This window comes from Salmonella sp. NW1250 (assembly GCF_051812965.1).
GTDB classification, from domain to species: domain Bacteria; phylum Pseudomonadota; class Gammaproteobacteria; order Enterobacterales; family Enterobacteriaceae; genus Salmonella; species Salmonella enterica.
Map to the genome: position 1 here is coordinate 278,879 of NZ_JAMNDD010000004.1, position 16,804 is coordinate 295,682.

Sequence of the window (16,804 nt, forward strand, 5' to 3'; positions counted from 1 at the left end):
TTTGTAGACGGTATGATCAATATCGGTTGGATAAAAATTAACCTTACATCAAATCACGCTATTTCTGATTAATGGTTTGATAAGTAATAGAAAATAAATAATTTTCGCGTGAATAATATGAACAAAGAAAGGAATATCGCGGGATAACCCGGCGACACGACGCCGCCGGGTGGGAGAAGATTAGTTTTTACGCAGCAAACGTAGCGCGTTGGCGGTCACCAATACCGTGGCTCCCGTATCCGCCAGGATTGCCAGCCATAGCCCGGTAAAACCCAGTAGCGTCGTCACCAGGAAAATGGCTTTCAGCCCCAGCGCAATGGTGATGTTCTGCCGGATATTCGCGTGGGTAGCGCGCGCCAGCGTAATCATCTGCGCTAACCCGCGCAGACGGTTATGAGTAAGGGCGGCGTCAGCCGTTTCCAGCGCGACGTCAGTACCGCTGCCCATCGCAATTCCGATACTGGCGGCTTTCATCGCGGGCGCATCATTAATGCCGTCGCCCACCATGGCCAGCGGCGCTTGTTGGTTAAGGGCGGTGACTGCCCGCACCTTGTCTTCCGGCAGTAGCCCGGCTTTAAACGCCAGATCCAGCTCGCCGGCAATCGCTGCCGCCGCCCGTGGGTTATCGCCGGTCAGAATCACGCCGTTAACGCCTAACTGATGCAGTTCGCGGATGGCGTCGCGCGCATCGTCACGCAACGTATCCTGGAGGGCGAGGACGCCAAGTACGGTCTCGTTACGCAGCACCAGAACCACCGTCTGCCCGGCGTTTTCCAGTTCGCTAATTTGCCCGGCAAACGCTGCCGCAGGCTGTTTTCCCGCCGCGCAAATCAGAATTCGTTCGCCGTTAACCTGCGCTTCAATCCCGGTGCCGGCCAGCGTTCGCTGCGATTCCGCCGTCGGGATCGCCAGATCGCGTGTCTGCGCTTCGCGGACAATAGCCTGCGCCAGCGGGTGCGTAGCGCCTTGTTCTACGGCTGCCGCCAGCGCCAACAGTTCAGCTTCGCTGATACCGCTTGCCGGATGAATCGCCGTCACCCGTGGTTTACCGATGGTCAACGTACCGGTTTTATCAAAGGCGACCTGCGTGATACGGCCCAGTTGCTCCAGCGCTGCGCCGCCTTTAATCAATGCGCCGCGCCGTGCCGCCGCCGCCAGCCCGGAGGTAATGGCCGCGGGCGTGGAGATCACCAGCGCGCACGGGCAACCGATTAATAGCAGCGTCAGCCCTTTATAAATCCACTCCTGCCAGCCGCCATCGAACATCAGCGGCGGAATAAGCGTCACCAGCAACGCGATAACCATAATGACCGGCGTATAGATGCGGCTGAAACGGTCAATAAACCGCTCAATAGGCGCACGGCGCTCTTCCGCCTCTTCAATCAGCGTCAGGATACGGTCAATCGCGCTGGCGCCAGGTTCAGATAGCACCTCCAGGGTGACGAGACGGTCAACGCTGGTCGCGCCTGCCGGGACTTTGTCGCCCGTTGCGCGCTCCACAGGGATAGACTCGCCGGTGAGCGCGCTTTCATCAAAGCTGGCGAAACCGGAAACCAGTTTACCGTCGGCGGGTAAACGCCCCCCGGCGGCGACTTCGATAATATCGCCCGGTCGCAGGGTATTAATAGCGACCTCTTCCCGCACGCCGTCGCGCAGACGGGTCGCCGTTTCCGGTTTAAGCGCCATTAACGCGCTGACGCCTTTACGGGCGCGGCTGGCGGCCCATCCTTCCAGGCGCTCGCCGATGAGGAACAGCAGCAATACCATTGCTGCTTCCGCCGTCGCGCCAATAAACAGCGCGCCAATGGCGGCTACGCTCATCAGCGTTTCAATAGCGAACCAACTGCCGCTTTTCATCAGCCGCAGCGCCTGGCGGGCAATAGGATACAGACCGACCAGAGTGGTGACGATAAAGGCCAGTTGGCCGAACGGGTGGTTAAATTGCTCCAGCCCCCAGCTTATCGCCATCATAATGATCAGCGTAATAAGCGGCAGGTTCTCTTTAAGACGAGATTCAGGCGCGGCGTCGCGCGAATCTTCACTACGCAAGGTATAACCCGCCTTCTGTACGGCGCGTTCAATTTGCGCGCGGAGGTCGGCGTCGGCATCGACCACTAACTTTTCGGTGGCGAACAGCACTTGCGCCTGGTTGACGCCGCGAATTTGGCGGACCGCATTCTCCACTTTTCGGGCGCAGGCGGCGCAGTCCATGCCGGAGATTTTCCAGGTATAGCGCGTGCCTGCCACGGCAGTAGAAACAGGCGCGCTGGACGCGCAATGTTCTTCGCAGCAGCAGCTATCGGCCTTCTGTATTGCCGGGGCTAATCTGAAGGAGGTAAAGGGCGGGACTTTTTTGCCATCGGTATCAGGGGTCGACATAACGTCCTCCGGTTGATGATAATTTTCTCATTAACCGGAGGATACACTCTGGAGTCGACTCCAGAGTCAAGCGCTATTATTTACAGGTACAGCGAGCGAACAATCAGGAAGTGTCCGGCAAAGTAGCAGGCGGCGGCAATCGCGTTATCCGCCCGGAAACGGCGGCGGTAATGGCTACCCAGCCAGACGATATTGCCGATGAACAGCAGCGTCGCGCCGGTAAAGGCCGAAAGGGCTGGCGCCGTTGGGCGGAAGAACCACAGTTCGCCCGCCAGCCAGACCATGACCAGCGTCATGGCGATAAAAGTACATACCGGCCAGCGTAGCTCCTCCAGTCGCGTCCAGATAACGGCGATAAGCAACGCGCCGACTATCAGTAACGCCAGCGGCAGCGGCCAGAAGAACGACAACGTCATTTGGCTGGCAAAGTAAATGGTGTAGAGCAGATGCGATAAGAAAAATGCCCCGACGGCGTACAGCAGGCGTTGACGCGGCAAGAGCGTTAACGCATCGCCGACCAGCGAGGCGCACAGCCCGGCCAACACAAGATAACTGATGGCGTCAAACATCGGCGCTTGCCAGGCCAGTAACAGCAACAGTAATAACGTGACGGGCTTAAAAACCCAGCGTTGCCAGGCTGGCCCGCGATAGGAGGCGTCCACATACAGCCATGCGGACAGGCAGACAGCGATAAACGACCAAAGCATCTTAATTCCTTGAATTCGTTATTTTTTCGCAAACGGTATGCTTGCGGCTCTATTATTCAGTGTAGAGGCCGTGACGGTCAGATGACAACACTATAACGGGCAGGGTATGCTTATTTCCGCATTTTCTGACAGGTTAACAGTATGAGTAAGCCACCGCTTTTCTTCATTATAATCATCGCATTAATCGTAGTTGCCGCGTCGTTCCGCTTCGTTCAGCAACGGCGGGAAAAAGCCGCTAATGAGGCGGCGCCGTTACAGCAAAAGCTGGTCGTGGTCAGCAGTAAACGGGAGAAGCCGGTTAACGACCGACGCTCTCGCCAGCAGGAAGTGAGCCCGGCGGGAACCAGTATGCGCTATGAGGCAAGTTTTAAGCCGCTCAATGGCGGTCTGGAAAAAACGTTCCGTTTACAAGCGCAGCAGTACCACGCTTTGACGGTGGGCGATCAAGGTACGCTGAGCTATAAGGGAACTCGGTTCGTCGGGTTTGTTAGCCGTACCCCGGATAACGAATAAACCGTCATCCGGCAGCAAACGTTATTTTTTGTTCTTAAACTTCTTCTGCCAGACCAGCAGCTCAAACACGCCGAACAGGAAAATGCGGATTTTCTCTCCCGTCGTCATCTGCGGGCCCTCTTTCGGTATCGTTGATTTCAGCAACGCCAACTGCATACCGTGCATCAGCGCCATGAACACCAACGCCACGTTGACGAAGATATTGAGCGGGCGCGGGAAGGGATGCACCAGATTAAGAATCAAAAATGCCCACACGAAGAGCATTAATAAGCGGCCCAGATTAATCAACATCATTTTCTCCTTGCGCGTCGCGCTGATACAGACGATAAGCGACCTGTCCGGCCACCTTTTCTCGATACAATGCCCAGTTCGCCGGAACGGGCGGCAGACCGTTTTCCACCTCGCTTTCTACGTAGATTAGCGCGTCGTCGGCCAGCCATCCCTGGGTTTCCAGCAATTGTAACGTCTCTTCCAGCAGCCCTTTACGAAACGGCGGGTCGACAAAGACGACGTGATGCGGCGTTCCCGGCTGGCTGAGGAAGGCCAGAGTATTGGTATTGACGACGCGAGCATTGTTGGCTTTCAGCGTCGCCAGATTTTTTTGTAACTGCTGCGATACGGCGCGATCCATTTCCAGTAACGTTGCCTGGGCCGCATAACGTGATAGCGCTTCCAGACCCAGCGCGCCGCTGCCGGCAAAGCAATCCAGACAATGGGCGTCTACCATTACCGGAGCCAGCCAGTTAAATAACGTTTCGCGCACGCGATCGGTGGTGGGACGCAGACCCGGGCTGTCCGGAACCGGTAATTTACGGCCACGCCATTGCCCGCCAATAATGCGGATTTGGCCGCTGCCAGAGTGAGTCGGTTTTTTCATTTCTCTTGCTCGAACCGCCTGTTGCAAGTTATTCCAGGCGGTGATGTGAATTAAGTTAAGTGATAGACTATTTCATCATTTTTTTAGCTTCCATGTATATAGCGCCGCGAGGGGTGTAGTCGCAGATGGCAAAACAGAAAAAACGTGGCTTCTTTTCCTGGTTGGGCTTCGGTGATAAAGAGCAGAAGCAGGAACAGACCGAAGAACAGCAGATTGTTGAGGAACAACGACCGGTTGAGCCCCCTGTTGAAACGGCGGCAGACGTAGACGCGCAAACGCCCGCGCACAGCAAAGCAGAAACAGAAGCCTTTGCGGAAGAGGTGGTGGACGTTACTGAGAAAGTTCAGGAGAGCGAAAAACCGCAGCCGGTAGAGCCGGAGCCCGCGGCGGCCATTGAGATGGCAGCGCCGCAGATCGCGGTGGAACGCGAGGAATTGCCGCTGCCGGAAGAGGTCAAAGACGAGGCTATCTCGCCGGAAGAGTGGCAGGCCGAAGCGGAAACCGTAGAGGTCATTGCCGCGGTAGAAGAAGAGGGCGAAAACGCGGCGAAATTCACCGACGAAGAGCTGGAAGCGCAGGCGCTGGCCGCTCAGGCGGCGGAAGAGGCGGTGATGGTTGTTCCGCCGGCGGAAGAAGACGCGCCGGTGGAAGCGATCGTTCAGGAACAGGAAAAACCGACTAAAGAAGGTTTCTTTGCCCGCCTGAAACGCAGCCTGCTGAAAACCAAAGAAAATCTCGGTTCCGGATTTATCAGTCTGTTCCGCGGCAAGAAAATCGACGATGATTTGTTCGAGGAGCTGGAAGAGCAGTTGCTCATCGCTGATGTCGGGGTGGAAACCACGCGTAAGATTATCGCTAATCTGACGGAAGGCGCCAGCCGCAAACAGCTTAAAGATGCCGAGGCGCTGTATGGTCTGTTGAAAGACGAGATGGGCGAGATTCTGGCGAAGGTAGACGAACCGCTTAATATTGAAGGTAAAACGCCTTTTGTTATTCTGATGGTTGGCGTGAACGGCGTGGGTAAAACCACCACTATCGGTAAACTGGCGCGCCAGTTTGAGCAGCAGGGTAAATCAGTGATGCTGGCGGCGGGGGATACTTTCCGCGCGGCGGCGGTCGAACAGCTACAGGTCTGGGGACAGCGTAACAACATTCCGGTTATCGCCCAGCATACCGGCGCGGACTCCGCCTCGGTGATTTTTGACGCTATCCAGGCCGCGAAGGCGCGTAATGTGGATGTGTTAATTGCCGATACGGCAGGGCGTCTGCAGAACAAGTCGCACCTGATGGAAGAGCTGAAAAAAATCGTTCGCGTCATGAAAAAGCTGGACGAAGAAGCGCCACATGAAGTTATGCTGACCATTGACGCCAGCACCGGACAGAACGCGGTAAGCCAGGCCAAACTGTTCCATGAAGCGGTAGGCTTAACCGGTATTACCCTGACCAAGCTGGACGGTACGGCGAAAGGCGGGGTGATTTTCTCGGTAGCTGACCAGTTTGGCATTCCTATCCGTTACATTGGCGTGGGCGAACGTATCGAGGATTTGCGTCCGTTTAAGGCGGACGATTTTATTGAGGCACTTTTTGCCCGAGAGGATTAACAATGATTCGCTTTGAACATGTCAGCAAGGCCTATCTCGGCGGGAGACAAGCGCTGCAGGGAGTGACATTCCATATGCGGCCAGGCGAGATGGCGTTTCTGACCGGCCACTCCGGCGCGGGGAAAAGTACCCTGCTGAAGTTAATCTGTGGGATTGAGCGGCCCAGCGCCGGCAAAATCTTCTTCAGCGGGCATGATATTACGCGCCTGAAAAACCGCGAAGTGCCGTTTTTGCGCCGCCAGATTGGGATGATTTTCCAGGATCACCATCTGCTGATGGATCGCACGGTCTATGACAATGTGGCGATACCGTTAATCATTGCCGGCGCCAGCGGCGATGATATCCGTCGTCGTGTGTCGGCGGCGCTGGATAAGGTTGGACTACTGGACAAAGCGAGAAACTTCCCGATTCAACTCTCCGGAGGCGAACAGCAGCGCGTGGGCATCGCCCGCGCGGTGGTCAATAAGCCAGCGGTATTGCTGGCGGATGAACCGACCGGGAACCTGGACGACGCGTTGTCGGAAGGGATTTTACGTCTGTTTGAAGAGTTTAACCGCGTAGGGGTGACGGTACTGATGGCGACGCACGATATTGGACTTATCTCCCGTCGTTCCTATAGGCAGCTCGTCCTGAGCGATGGACATCTGCATGGAGGCCTGGCCAATGAATAGGCGCGACGCGATTAACCAAATCAGGCAGTTCGGCGGACGGCTGGATCGACTGCGTAAGTCTCGCGGCGGAACAGGCGGCGGGCGCAACGCGCCAGGACGCCAGAAGCCGACGCCGAAACCGAACTCACGTAAAACAAATGTCTTTAATGAACAGGTGCGCTATGCCTGGCACGGCGCGCTGCAGGATCTGAAAAGCAAACCGCTGGCGACGTTTCTGACGGTGATGGTGATCGCCATCTCCCTGACGCTGCCCAGCGTCTGTTACATGGTCTATAAGAACGTCAACCAGGCGGCGACTCAGTATTATCCGTCGCCGCAGATCACCGTTTATCTGCAAAAAACGCTGGATGATGACGCGGCGGCACGGGTTGTTGGGCAGCTTCAGGCCGAGCAGGGCGTTGAGAAGGTCAACTACCTGTCCCGTGAGGACGCGCTGGGAGAATTCCGCAACTGGTCGGGTTTTGGCGGCGCGCTGGATATGCTGGAAGAGAACCCGCTACCGGCGGTGGCGGTGGTGATCCCCAAGCTGGACTTCCAGAGTACCGCCTCGCTTAATACGCTGCGCGACCGTATCTCGCAGATTAACGGCATTGACGAAGTCCGCATGGATGATAGCTGGTTTGCGCGCCTGGCGGCGCTCACTGGGCTGGTGGGCCGCGTGTCGGCGATGATCGGCGTGCTGATGGTCGCGGCGGTCTTCCTCGTTATCGGCAACAGCGTGCGCCTGAGCATTTTTGCCCGTCGCGATACCATTAACGTGCAAAAGCTGATTGGCGCGACCGATGGCTTTATCCTGCGTCCGTTCCTCTATGGCGGCGCGTTGCTCGGTTTTTCCGGCGCGTTTCTTTCACTGATATTGTCTGAAATTTTGGTGATGCGTTTATCATCGGCGGTGACTGAAGTGGCGCAGGTCTTCGGCACGAAGTTTGATCTCAATGGCTTATCGTTCGATGAGTGCCTGTTGCTGCTGCTGATCTGTTCCATGATCGGCTGGATCGCCGCCTGGCTGGCCACGGTGCAACATTTACGTCACTTTACTCCCGATTGATAAAATCGTGGTATAATATTTCCCTGCAATGGGCTTCCGTTCGCAGGGAAAGAGTCCCTGTTGTCTCTTCCCCGCGCATCATCTTTATGTCACAAGATTTGTGCAAATTATGCACAGTGTTACATTGAACTTGTGGATAAAATCACTGTCTGATAAAAGAGTGGGTGATATTCTCGTTGCTCATCGGCTTTGGCACGGTTGTTGCTCGCTGACGGTGCCAGGCAATACTGATTGAGAGGATTTGAATGACCAAAGAAATGCAAAATTTAGCTTTAGCCCCTGTTGGCAACCTGGAATCTTATATCCGGGCGGCGAACGCGTGGCCGATGTTATCGGCTGACGAGGAGCGGGCATTGGCTGAAAGGCTGCATTACCAGGGCGATCTGGAAGCAGCTAAAACGCTGATCCTGTCTCACCTGCGCTTTGTTGTTCATATTGCTCGTAACTATGCGGGCTATGGTCTGCCGCAGGCGGATTTGATCCAGGAAGGCAACATCGGCCTGATGAAAGCCGTACGTCGTTTTAACCCGGAAGTAGGCGTGCGCCTGGTTTCCTTCGCCGTACACTGGATTAAAGCAGAAATTCACGAATACGTGCTGCGTAACTGGCGTATCGTTAAAGTCGCAACCACGAAAGCGCAGCGTAAGCTGTTCTTTAATCTGCGTAAAACCAAGCAGCGTCTGGGCTGGTTTAATCAGGATGAGGTTGAAATGGTGGCGCGCGAACTGGGTGTTTCCAGTAAAGACGTGCGTGAGATGGAGTCGCGTATGGCGGCGCAGGACATGACGTTTGACATGTCTTCGGACGATGAGTCCGACAGCCAGCCAATGGCGCCGGTGCTGTATCTGCAGGATAAATCGTCTAACTTTGCCGACGGCATTGAAGACGATAACTGGGAAGAGCAGGCCGCCAACCGACTGACCGACGCGATGCAGGGGCTCGACGAGCGTAGCCAGGATATTATCCGCGCTCGCTGGCTGGACGAAGACAATAAGTCTACGTTGCAGGAGCTGGCCGATCGTTACGGCGTCTCCGCTGAGCGTGTGCGCCAGCTTGAAAAGAACGCCATGAAAAAGCTTCGCGCTGCGATCGAAGCGTAATCTTCGCGAATTGCCAATGAACCCTCGAATGTGAATTCGGGGGTTTTGTTTTTTGTAGGCCGGATAAGGCGTTTACCCTGCCATCCGGCAACACGTTTGCCCGATGGCGCTTCGCTTATCGGGCCTACGGGCCCTTCCTCTCCCCCACCGACACAAATCTGTTATCTGGATGTAAATTTAGCTATTCCAAAATAATAAAAATCGGGTATGTTTTAGCAGAGTATGCTGCTAAAGCACGGGTAGCTAGCCAATAATCGAAATAAAGTGCTGAACAATAACACCACAACACACGTAACAACCAGAATAATGGGGATTATCAGGATGAATATGAAGGGTAAAACGTTATTGGCAGGATGTATCGCCCTGTCATTAAGCCATATGGCATTCGCCGAGGACATTAAAGTCGCGGTTGTCGGCGCGATGTCCGGTCCGGTGGCGCAGTATGGCGACCAGGAATTTACCGGTGCGGAGCAGGCAATTGCCGATATCAATGCGAAAGGCGGTATTAAAGGCGATAAGCTCGTCGCGGTGAAATATGACGACGCCTGCGACCCGAAACAGGCGGTAGCTGTCGCTAACAAAGTGGTGAACGACGGCATCAAGTATGTTATCGGACACTTATGCTCCTCTTCCACACAGCCAGCCTCTGATATCTACGAAGACGAAGGTATCCTGATGATAACCCCGGCGGCGACCGCGCCGGAGCTGACCGCACGCGGCTATAACCTGATTTTGCGCACGACCGGCCTGGACTCTGACCAGGGGCCAACGGCGGCAAAGTATATTCTGGAGAAGGTAAAACCGCAGCGCATCGCGATTATCCACGATAAGCAGCAGTACGGCGAAGGGCTGGCGCGCGCGGTGCAGGACGGTCTGAAGAAAGGCGGCGTTAACGTCGTATTCTTTGACGGCATCACCGCTGGCGAAAAAGATTTCTCCACTCTGGTAGCGCGCCTGAAGAAAGAGAATATCGACTTTGTCTACTACGGCGGTTATCACCCGGAAATGGGGCAGATTTTGCGCCAGTCCCGCGCCGCAGGGCTGAAAACCCAGTTTATGGGGCCGGAAGGGGTGGCGAACGTCTCGCTGTCTAACATCGCCGGAGAGTCGGCGGAAGGCTTACTGGTCACCAAACCGAAGAACTACGATCAGGTCCCGGCGAACAAACCGATTGTGGATGCCATCAAAGCCAAGAAACAAGATCCTAGCGGTGCATTCGTGTGGACCACCTACGCCGCGCTGCAATCGTTGCAGGCGGGGCTGAACCACTCCGACGATCCGGCGGAAATCGCCAAATACCTGAAAGGCGCCACGGTCGACACCGTAATGGGACCGCTGTCGTGGGATGAGAAAGGCGATCTGAAAGGATTTGAGTTCGGCGTGTTTGACTGGCATGCGAATGGTACGGCGACGGACGCCAAGTGATTTTCCTGGCGCCTTTCGCGCTGCAGGTGCGTTGGCTACGTTATTCAACCCCGGTCACTTACTTATGTAAGCTCCCGGGGATTTCATAACTTGCCGCCTGCCTGCAACGCGAAATTCTTGGAAAATTGCGAGGTGGTTTTTATCTTTTCTCCCGGCATGTAGGCCGGATAAGCGTCAGCGCCATCCGGCTTTCTTTTAGCGCTTCTCCCAGCCGTCATGCTGGGCGGTAAAACCTAACGCCTGCATAAATGCGGCCATCACGCTGCGGTCTTCAACACCGACATCCGCCATCCACCACGACGAGACGTTGGGATTATCGCGGATGACTTCTTCTACCAGGTATTGCCCGACGCCGCGGCGACGGGTGATTTCACGCACGCGTAAGGAATCCAGCGCGCCCTGCGTTCCGCTCAGCGTCACTCTTACGGCGCCCAACAAACGCTCGTTAAACCGCGCGGCATAAATCCGGTGCGTTTCATCTACGCTTAATGAGGAGGCGGAATATTCCGGCCAGATTTTGCCCAGATCGATCTGATCCTGAGCGCTAAAGTGTTCTAAACGAAGAATGGTCAGCTTCATCGACGGCTTGTCCCGATTTCAAAAGATGCGATCAGTGTACCGAAACAGGCAGGCCAGATGCTTTCTCTTTTTTGTGTCATTTACCAGGTTATTAATTTTTTAACAACGATAATTACAGTTTGAAGCATTAGAGAATGGAAAACAGGCAGCATAATTCCCTGAATGCTAGTGAATTATTCCGCTTAATGTGCCGTTATTTTATGCTGACAAGCGTGCTTTTTTTTGTTTATCTATAGCGAAAAGCAGAATATTATCTTTTCTTAATAGACTGAAAAATAGAGATTTTAATCTTATTATGCTTTAAATTCTGCGCTAACTCATTAATGAGTCAGTAAAAAGCGCACCATTTATAAAAAGTACAGTCTGCTTTTTAACCAGCAAAAAACAAAACATATAACATCACGAATGGGGATACAGGCACATGAAACGGAAAGCGAAAACAATAATCGCAGGGATTGTTGCATTAGCAGTCTCGCAGGGGGCAATGGCAGATGATATTAAAGTCGCCATAGTCGGGGCGATGTCCGGCCCGGTAGCGCAATGGGGCGATATGGAATTTAACGGCGCGCGCCAGGCCATTAAAGACATCAACGCTAAAGGCGGGATTAAAGGCGATAAGCTGGTCGGCGTAGAGTACGATGATGCCTGCGATCCAAAACAGGCGGTGGCGGTGGCCAACAAAATCGTTAACGACGGTATTCAGTACGTTATTGGTCACTTGTGTTCTTCTTCTACTCAGCCAGCATCCGATATCTATGAAGATGAAGGTATTCTGATGATCTCCCCGGGGGCGACTAACCCGGAGCTGACCCAGCGCGGCTATCAGTACATTATGCGTACCGCCGGCCTGGACTCCTCCCAGGGGCCAACGGCCGCGAAATACATCCTGGAAACGGTGAAACCACAGCGCATCGCTATCATTCACGATAAACAGCAATACGGCGAAGGACTGGCGCGCTCCGTGCAGGATGGCCTGAAGCAGGGCAATGCCAATATTGTCTTTTTTGATGGTATTACCGCCGGTGAAAAAGATTTCTCCGCCCTGATTGCTCGCTTGCAAAAAGAGAATATCGACTTTGTGTATTACGGCGGCTACTACCCGGAAATGGGGCAGATGCTGCGCCAGGCGCGGGCTAATGGCCTGAAAACGCAATTTATGGGGCCGGAAGGCGTGGGTAACGCGTCGCTGTCCAATATTGCGGGCGGTGCGGCGGAAGGCATGTTGGTGACGATGCCAAAACGTTATGACCAGGACCCGGCGAATAAAGCGATTGTCGAGGCGCTGAAAGCCGACAAGAAAGATCCCAGCGGTCCGTACGTCTGGATCACCTACGCCGCCGTCCAGTCACTGGCGACCGCAATGACGCGTAGCGCCAGCCATGCTCCGCTGGATCTGGTGAAAGATCTTAAAGCTAACGGGGCTGATACCGTTATTGGGCCGCTGAAATGGGATGAAAAAGGCGATCTTAAGGGATTTGAATTTGGCGTCTTCCAGTGGCACGCCGACGGCTCGTCAACCGTCGCGAAGTAATGCCAGAAGATAAGTTATCCCACCGCCCGCACGCCGGGCGGGTTTAAAAAGGTTACCTTATGTCCGAGCAGTTTCTCTATTTCTTGCAGCAGATGTTTAACGGCGTCACGCTGGGGAGCACCTACGCGCTGATTGCTATCGGTTATACGATGGTGTACGGCATTATCGGCATGATCAACTTCGCTCATGGCGAGGTGTATATGATCGGCAGCTACGTCTCTTTTATGATCATCGCCGCGCTAATGATGATGGGAATAGACACCAGTTGGCTCCTGGTGGCCGCCGGATTTATCGGCGCGATTATTATTGCCAGCGCCTACGGCTGGAGTATCGAGCGAGTCGCTTACCGGCCTGTGCGCAACTCCAAGCGCCTGATCGCCCTGATTTCCGCCATCGGGATGTCCATCTTTCTGCAAAACTACGTCAGCCTGACGGAAGGTTCGCGCGACGTGGCGTTACCCAGCCTGTTTAACGGCCAGTGGATTGTGGGCAGCAGCGAAAACTTTTCCGCATCCATCACCACCATGCAGGCGGTTATCTGGATAGTCACCTTTCTGGCTATGCTAGCGCTCACCATTTTCATTCGCTACTCCCGGATGGGCCGCGCCTGCCGCGCCTGCGCGGAGGATCTGAAAATGGCCAGCCTGCTCGGCATTAATACCGACCGCGTCATTGCGCTAACGTTTGTTATCGGCGCGGCAATGGCGGCGGTGGCGGGCGTACTGCTCGGCCAGTTCTATGGCGTGATTAACCCCTACATCGGTTTTATGGCCGGGATGAAAGCGTTCACCGCAGCGGTACTGGGCGGTATTGGCAGCATTCCGGGCGCGATGATCGGCGGTCTGATTTTGGGCGTCGCCGAAGCGCTCTCGTCTGCATATTTAAGTACCGAATATAAAGATGTCGTATCGTTCGCTCTGCTGATTCTGGTACTGCTGGTGATGCCGACCGGTATCCTGGGGCGTCCGGAGGTAGAGAAAGTATGAAACCGATGCATATTGCGATGGCTCTGTTCTCTGCGGCGATGTTCTTCGTTCTGGCTGGCGTCTTCATGGGCGTACAACTGGAGCTGGACGGCACCAAACTGGTGGTGGATACCGCCGCCGACATCCGCTGGCAGTGGATCTTTATCGGTACGGCAGTGGTTTTTTTCTTTCAGTTGCTGCGTCCGATGTTCCAGAAAGCGGTGAAGCACGTCTCCGGACCGAAGTTTATTCTGCCGGCGATCGATGGCTCTACCGTTAAGCAAAAGCTGTTTCTGATGGCGCTGCTGGTTATCGCCGTGGCGTGGCCGTTTATGGTGTCGCGCGGTAGCGTCGATATCGCCACCATGACCATGATTTATATCATCCTCGGTCTGGGGCTGAACGTGGTGGTGGGGCTGTCCGGCCTGCTGGTATTGGGCTACGGCGGCTTTTACGCCATCGGCGCTTATACCTTTGCGCTGCTCAATCACTATTACGGTTTGGGTTTCTGGACCTGCCTGCCGCTGGCGGGACTGGTCTCCGCCGCCGCCGGTTTCCTGCTCGGCTTCCCGGTACTGCGTCTGCGCGGCGACTATCTGGCGATTGTGACGCTCGGCTTCGGCGAAATCGTCCGTATCCTGCTGCTCAACAACACTGAAATTACCGGCGGCCCGAACGGCATCAGCCAGATCCCCAAACCGACGCTATTTGGTCTGGAGTTTAGCCGCAACACCCGCGAAGGCGGCTGGGATACCTTCAGCAATTTCTTTGGCGTGAAGTACGACCCATCCGACCGGGTCATTTTCCTCTATCTGGTGGCCCTGTTGCTGGTGGTCCTGTCGCTGTTTGTCATTAACCGCCTGCTGCGTATGCCGCTGGGCCGGGCGTGGGAAGCGTTGCGTGAAGATGAGATCGCCTGTCGCTCATTAGGTTTAAGCCCGACGCGCATCAAGCTGACCGCTTTTACTATCAGCGCCGCGTTTGCCGGTTTCGCCGGGACGTTGTTTGCCGCCCGCCAGGGCTTTGTCAGCCCGGAATCCTTCACCTTCGCCGAATCCGCCTTCGTGCTGGCGATTGTGGTGCTGGGCGGAATGGGCTCGCAGTTTGCGGTGATCCTGGCGGCGGTTCTGTTGGTGGTGTCGCGCGAGTTGATGCGCGACTTCAACGAATATAGCATGTTGATGCTCGGTGGTTTGATGGTGTTGATGATGATCTGGCGCCCGCAGGGATTGTTGCCGATGACGCGTCCGCAGTTGAAGCTGAAAAGTGGTCAGGCGAAAGGAGAGCAGGCATGAGTCAGCCATTATTAGCGGTTAACGGCCTGATGATGCGCTTTGGCGGTTTGCTGGCGGTCAACAATGTATCGCTGGAATTGCGTGAGCGGGAAATTGTGTCGCTGATTGGCCCTAACGGCGCGGGTAAAACGACGGTGTTTAACTGCCTGACCGGTTTTTATAAGCCGACAGGCGGTACGATCACGTTGCGCGAGCGGCATCTGGAAGGATTGCCGGGCCAGCAGATCGCCCGCATGGGCGTGGTACGTACTTTCCAGCATGTGCGTCTGTTTCGCGAAATGACGGTGATTGAAAACCTGCTGGTGGCGCAGCACCAGCAACTGAAAACGGGCCTCTTTTCCGGCCTGTTGAAAACGCCCGCTTTCCGCCGCGCGCAAAGCGAAGCGCTGGACCGCGCGGCGACCTGGCTTGAGCGTATTGGCCTGCTGGAACATGCCAACCGCCAGGCCAGTAATCTGGCCTACGGCGACCAGCGCCGGCTGGAGATTGCCCGCTGCATGGTGACGCAGCCAGAAATTCTGATGCTCGACGAACCGGCGGCTGGTCTTAACCCGAAAGAGACCAAAGAGCTGGATGAGCTGATTGCCGAACTACGTAACCATCACAACACCACTATCCTGCTGATTGAACACGATATGAAGCTGGTGATGGGCATTTCCGATCGCATTTACGTGGTGAACCAGGGCACGCCGCTGGCGAACGGCACGCCGGAAGAGATCCGCAACAACCCGGACGTCATCCGCGCTTATCTGGGTGAGGCATAAGATGGAAAAAACGATGTTAACGTTTGAAAAAGTCAGCGCCCACTACGGCAAGATTCAGGCGCTGCACGACGTCAGTCTGCACATCAACCAGGGGGAAATCGTTACCCTGATTGGCGCTAACGGCGCGGGGAAAACGACGCTGCTTGGCACCTTGTGCGGCGATCCGCGCGCCTCCAGCGGACGGGTGGTGTTTGACGGTAAAGACATCACCGACTGGCAGACGGCGAAAATCATGCGTGAAGCGGTGGCGATAGTGCCGGAAGGGCGGCGCGTCTTCTCGCGGATGACGGTGGAAGAGAACCTGGCGATGGGCGGTTTTTTTGCCGAGCGCGATCGGTTTCAGGAGCGTATCAAATGGGTGTACGAGCTGTTTCCGCGCCTGCATGAACGCCGTATCCAGCGAGCGGGCACCATGTCCGGCGGCGAACAGCAGATGCTGGCGATTGGCCGCGCGCTGATGAGCCAGCCGAGGCTATTGCTGCTGGATGAACCGTCGCTGGGGCTGGCGCCGATCATCATCCAGCAGATCTTCGACACCATTGAGCAGTTGCGCGAGCAGGGTATGACCATCTTCCTTGTCGAGCAGAACGCCAACCAGGCGCTGAAGCTCGCCGACCGCGGTTATGTGCTGGAAAACGGCCACGTGGTGCTATCCGATACCGGTGATGCGCTGCTGGCGAACGAAGCGGTGCGCAGCGCCTATCTGGGCGGATAAGGCGCAGTTTACAGCTGCCATCTGGCAAACGCGCCCGGTGGCGCTACCGCTTACCGGACCTGGCGGATTACTCGGCATTCGGCAAATCAGTAGAACATTTTTCGTACCAATATGTTATAGTTGAGAATAGTTATCAACTATAACCACCGAAGAAGGAGCAAGGATGATACGTTCAGGCGCCTGCATAATGGGAACGCTGTTGTTCGCGGCTTCGTTCAGTGTTAACGCCTTAACCTCAAACGATTTTGATCCCCGCGATCCTGCTATCTGGCAAGAAGAAACCGCAACGCCTTATCCACTGGCCGCAACGACCTGCGAAGTGCGTCATCATCCGGATTGTGCAACGTGGGAGGATGAAAAATCCGACATTCAGCGTGAACGCGAGCGGCGAGATCAGCGGCGCTTACAAAATCTGTACAAAAAGTATTCTCATCGTGATTAACTGCTGACGCCAGCCAAATAACGCATGTCTGGTCAGCATTACGCTGTCAGACGTGCCGTAGCTCCCACTTTTCTTTTCCGGCGCTTTCACTGCCTTGCCATCTCTCTGTCGCCTTACTATCTTTTTTTTGTAATAAAAAAGTTATTTTTCTGTCATTCGAGCATGTCATGTTACCCCCGCGAACATAAAACG

18 protein-coding genes are annotated in these 16,804 nt (G+C 55.1%); 12 read left to right on the top strand and 6 right to left on the bottom strand.

Annotated features, from left to right (window positions below):
• Nucleotides 1-180 precede the first annotated feature (180 nt).
• Both zntA and NBA72_RS09205 read right to left on the bottom strand, forming a co-directional pair.
• Nucleotides 181-2,379: a Zn(II)/Cd(II)/Pb(II) translocating P-type ATPase ZntA gene (gene zntA / locus NBA72_RS09200; protein WP_000106657.1), complete on the bottom strand. Its 2,199-nt coding sequence runs from the start codon at nt 2,377-2,379 to the stop codon at nt 181-183.
• An 80-nt stretch (nt 2,380-2,459) separates the two neighbouring features.
• Nucleotides 2,460-3,086: a lysoplasmalogenase gene (locus NBA72_RS09205; protein ID WP_000964735.1), complete on the bottom strand. Its 627-nt coding sequence runs from the start codon at nt 3,084-3,086 to the stop codon at nt 2,460-2,462.
• 141 nt (nt 3,087-3,227) lie between these two features.
• Here NBA72_RS09205 and NBA72_RS09210 point away from each other — a divergent pair, with 141 nt between their 5' ends.
• On the top strand, nt 3,228-3,599 hold the full coding sequence (locus NBA72_RS09210) for a DUF2500 domain-containing protein (RefSeq protein WP_000042852.1): 372 nt from the start codon (nt 3,228-3,230) through the stop codon (nt 3,597-3,599).
• A gap of 21 nt (nt 3,600-3,620) precedes the next feature.
• On the opposite strand, the gene NBA72_RS09215 is transcribed toward NBA72_RS09210, so the two are convergent.
• Both NBA72_RS09215 and rsmD read right to left on the bottom strand, forming a co-directional pair.
• Entirely contained in the window at nt 3,621-3,890 is a 270-nt protein-coding gene (locus NBA72_RS09215; protein ID WP_000906759.1) for a DUF1145 family protein, read from the bottom strand.
• Entirely contained in the window at nt 3,880-4,476 is a 597-nt protein-coding gene (gene rsmD, locus NBA72_RS09220; RefSeq protein ID WP_000743275.1) for a 16S rRNA (guanine(966)-N(2))-methyltransferase, read from the bottom strand. The genes NBA72_RS09215 and rsmD overlap by 11 nt, the downstream gene beginning before the upstream one ends.
• Before the next feature lie 125 nt (nt 4,477-4,601).
• Between rsmD and ftsY the strand changes: the two genes are divergently transcribed.
• The 5 genes from ftsY (at nt 4,602) to livJ (ending at nt 10,321) form a co-directional block, all read left to right on the top strand.
• A complete protein-coding gene (ftsY, locus tag NBA72_RS09225; RefSeq protein WP_021294130.1) occupies nt 4,602-6,077 on the top strand; it encodes a signal recognition particle-docking protein FtsY in 1,476 nt (491 codons plus the stop codon).
• A gap of 2 nt (nt 6,078-6,079) precedes the next feature.
• A complete protein-coding gene (ftsE, locus tag NBA72_RS09230) occupies nt 6,080-6,748 on the top strand; it encodes a cell division ATP-binding protein FtsE (protein WP_000617729.1) in 669 nt (222 codons plus the stop codon).
• Entirely contained in the window at nt 6,741-7,796 is a 1,056-nt protein-coding gene (gene ftsX, locus NBA72_RS09235) for a permease-like cell division protein FtsX (protein ID WP_001081705.1), read from the top strand. Before ftsE ends, ftsX begins: the two co-directional genes overlap by 8 nt.
• A gap of 245 nt (nt 7,797-8,041) precedes the next feature.
• Entirely contained in the window at nt 8,042-8,896 is an 855-nt protein-coding gene (rpoH, locus tag NBA72_RS09240; protein WP_000159621.1) for an RNA polymerase sigma factor RpoH, read from the top strand.
• A gap of 321 nt (nt 8,897-9,217) precedes the next feature.
• The gene (livJ, locus tag NBA72_RS09245) at nt 9,218-10,321 is read left to right on the top strand and encodes a branched chain amino acid ABC transporter substrate-binding protein LivJ (RefSeq protein WP_001528146.1); all 1,104 of its coding nucleotides are present in this window, start codon (nt 9,218-9,220) and stop codon (nt 10,319-10,321) included.
• Nucleotides 10,322-10,404: 83 nt separating this feature from the next.
• Here livJ and NBA72_RS09250 read toward each other — a convergent pair whose 3' ends face one another.
• Nucleotides 10,405-10,539 (bottom strand): hypothetical protein, encoded by a 135-nt coding sequence (locus NBA72_RS09250; RefSeq protein ID WP_001517957.1) that lies wholly within the window; start codon nt 10,537-10,539, stop codon nt 10,405-10,407.
• Nucleotides 10,517-10,900: an aspartate 1-decarboxylase autocleavage activator PanM gene (gene panM, locus NBA72_RS09255; protein ID WP_000778873.1), complete on the bottom strand. Its 384-nt coding sequence runs from the start codon at nt 10,898-10,900 to the stop codon at nt 10,517-10,519. Before panM ends, NBA72_RS09250 begins: the two co-directional genes overlap by 23 nt.
• Nucleotides 10,901-11,321: 421 nt before the next feature.
• Here panM and livK point away from each other — a divergent pair, with 421 nt between their 5' ends.
• From livK to NBA72_RS09285, 6 genes are all read left to right on the top strand, one after another.
• Entirely contained in the window at nt 11,322-12,431 is a 1,110-nt protein-coding gene (gene livK / locus NBA72_RS09260) for a high-affinity branched-chain amino acid ABC transporter substrate-binding protein LivK (RefSeq protein WP_000822976.1), read from the top strand.
• A gap of 59 nt (nt 12,432-12,490) precedes the next feature.
• Nucleotides 12,491-13,417 carry a high-affinity branched-chain amino acid ABC transporter permease LivH gene (gene livH, locus NBA72_RS09265; protein WP_000003007.1) on the top strand — a complete coding sequence of 309 codons (927 nt, stop codon included), beginning with the start codon at nt 12,491-12,493 and terminating at the stop codon, nt 13,415-13,417.
• The gene (gene livM, locus NBA72_RS09270; RefSeq protein WP_000803764.1) at nt 13,414-14,691 is read left to right on the top strand and encodes a branched chain amino acid ABC transporter permease LivM; all 1,278 of its coding nucleotides are present in this window, start codon (nt 13,414-13,416) and stop codon (nt 14,689-14,691) included. Before livH ends, livM begins: the two co-directional genes overlap by 4 nt.
• The gene (gene livG / locus NBA72_RS09275) at nt 14,688-15,455 is read left to right on the top strand and encodes a high-affinity branched-chain amino acid ABC transporter ATP-binding protein LivG (RefSeq protein WP_000082083.1); all 768 of its coding nucleotides are present in this window, start codon (nt 14,688-14,690) and stop codon (nt 15,453-15,455) included. Before livM ends, livG begins: the two co-directional genes overlap by 4 nt.
• Nucleotide 15,456: 1 nt before the next feature.
• Nucleotides 15,457-16,170 carry a high-affinity branched-chain amino acid ABC transporter ATP-binding protein LivF gene (livF, locus tag NBA72_RS09280; RefSeq protein WP_000416114.1) on the top strand — a complete coding sequence of 238 codons (714 nt, stop codon included), beginning with the start codon at nt 15,457-15,459 and terminating at the stop codon, nt 16,168-16,170.
• A 163-nt stretch (nt 16,171-16,333) separates the two neighbouring features.
• Nucleotides 16,334-16,612, top strand: a complete 279-nt coding sequence (locus NBA72_RS09285; protein WP_000621260.1) for a hypothetical protein — start codon at nt 16,334-16,336, stop codon at nt 16,610-16,612.
• Nucleotides 16,613-16,804: the final 192 nt, after the last annotated feature.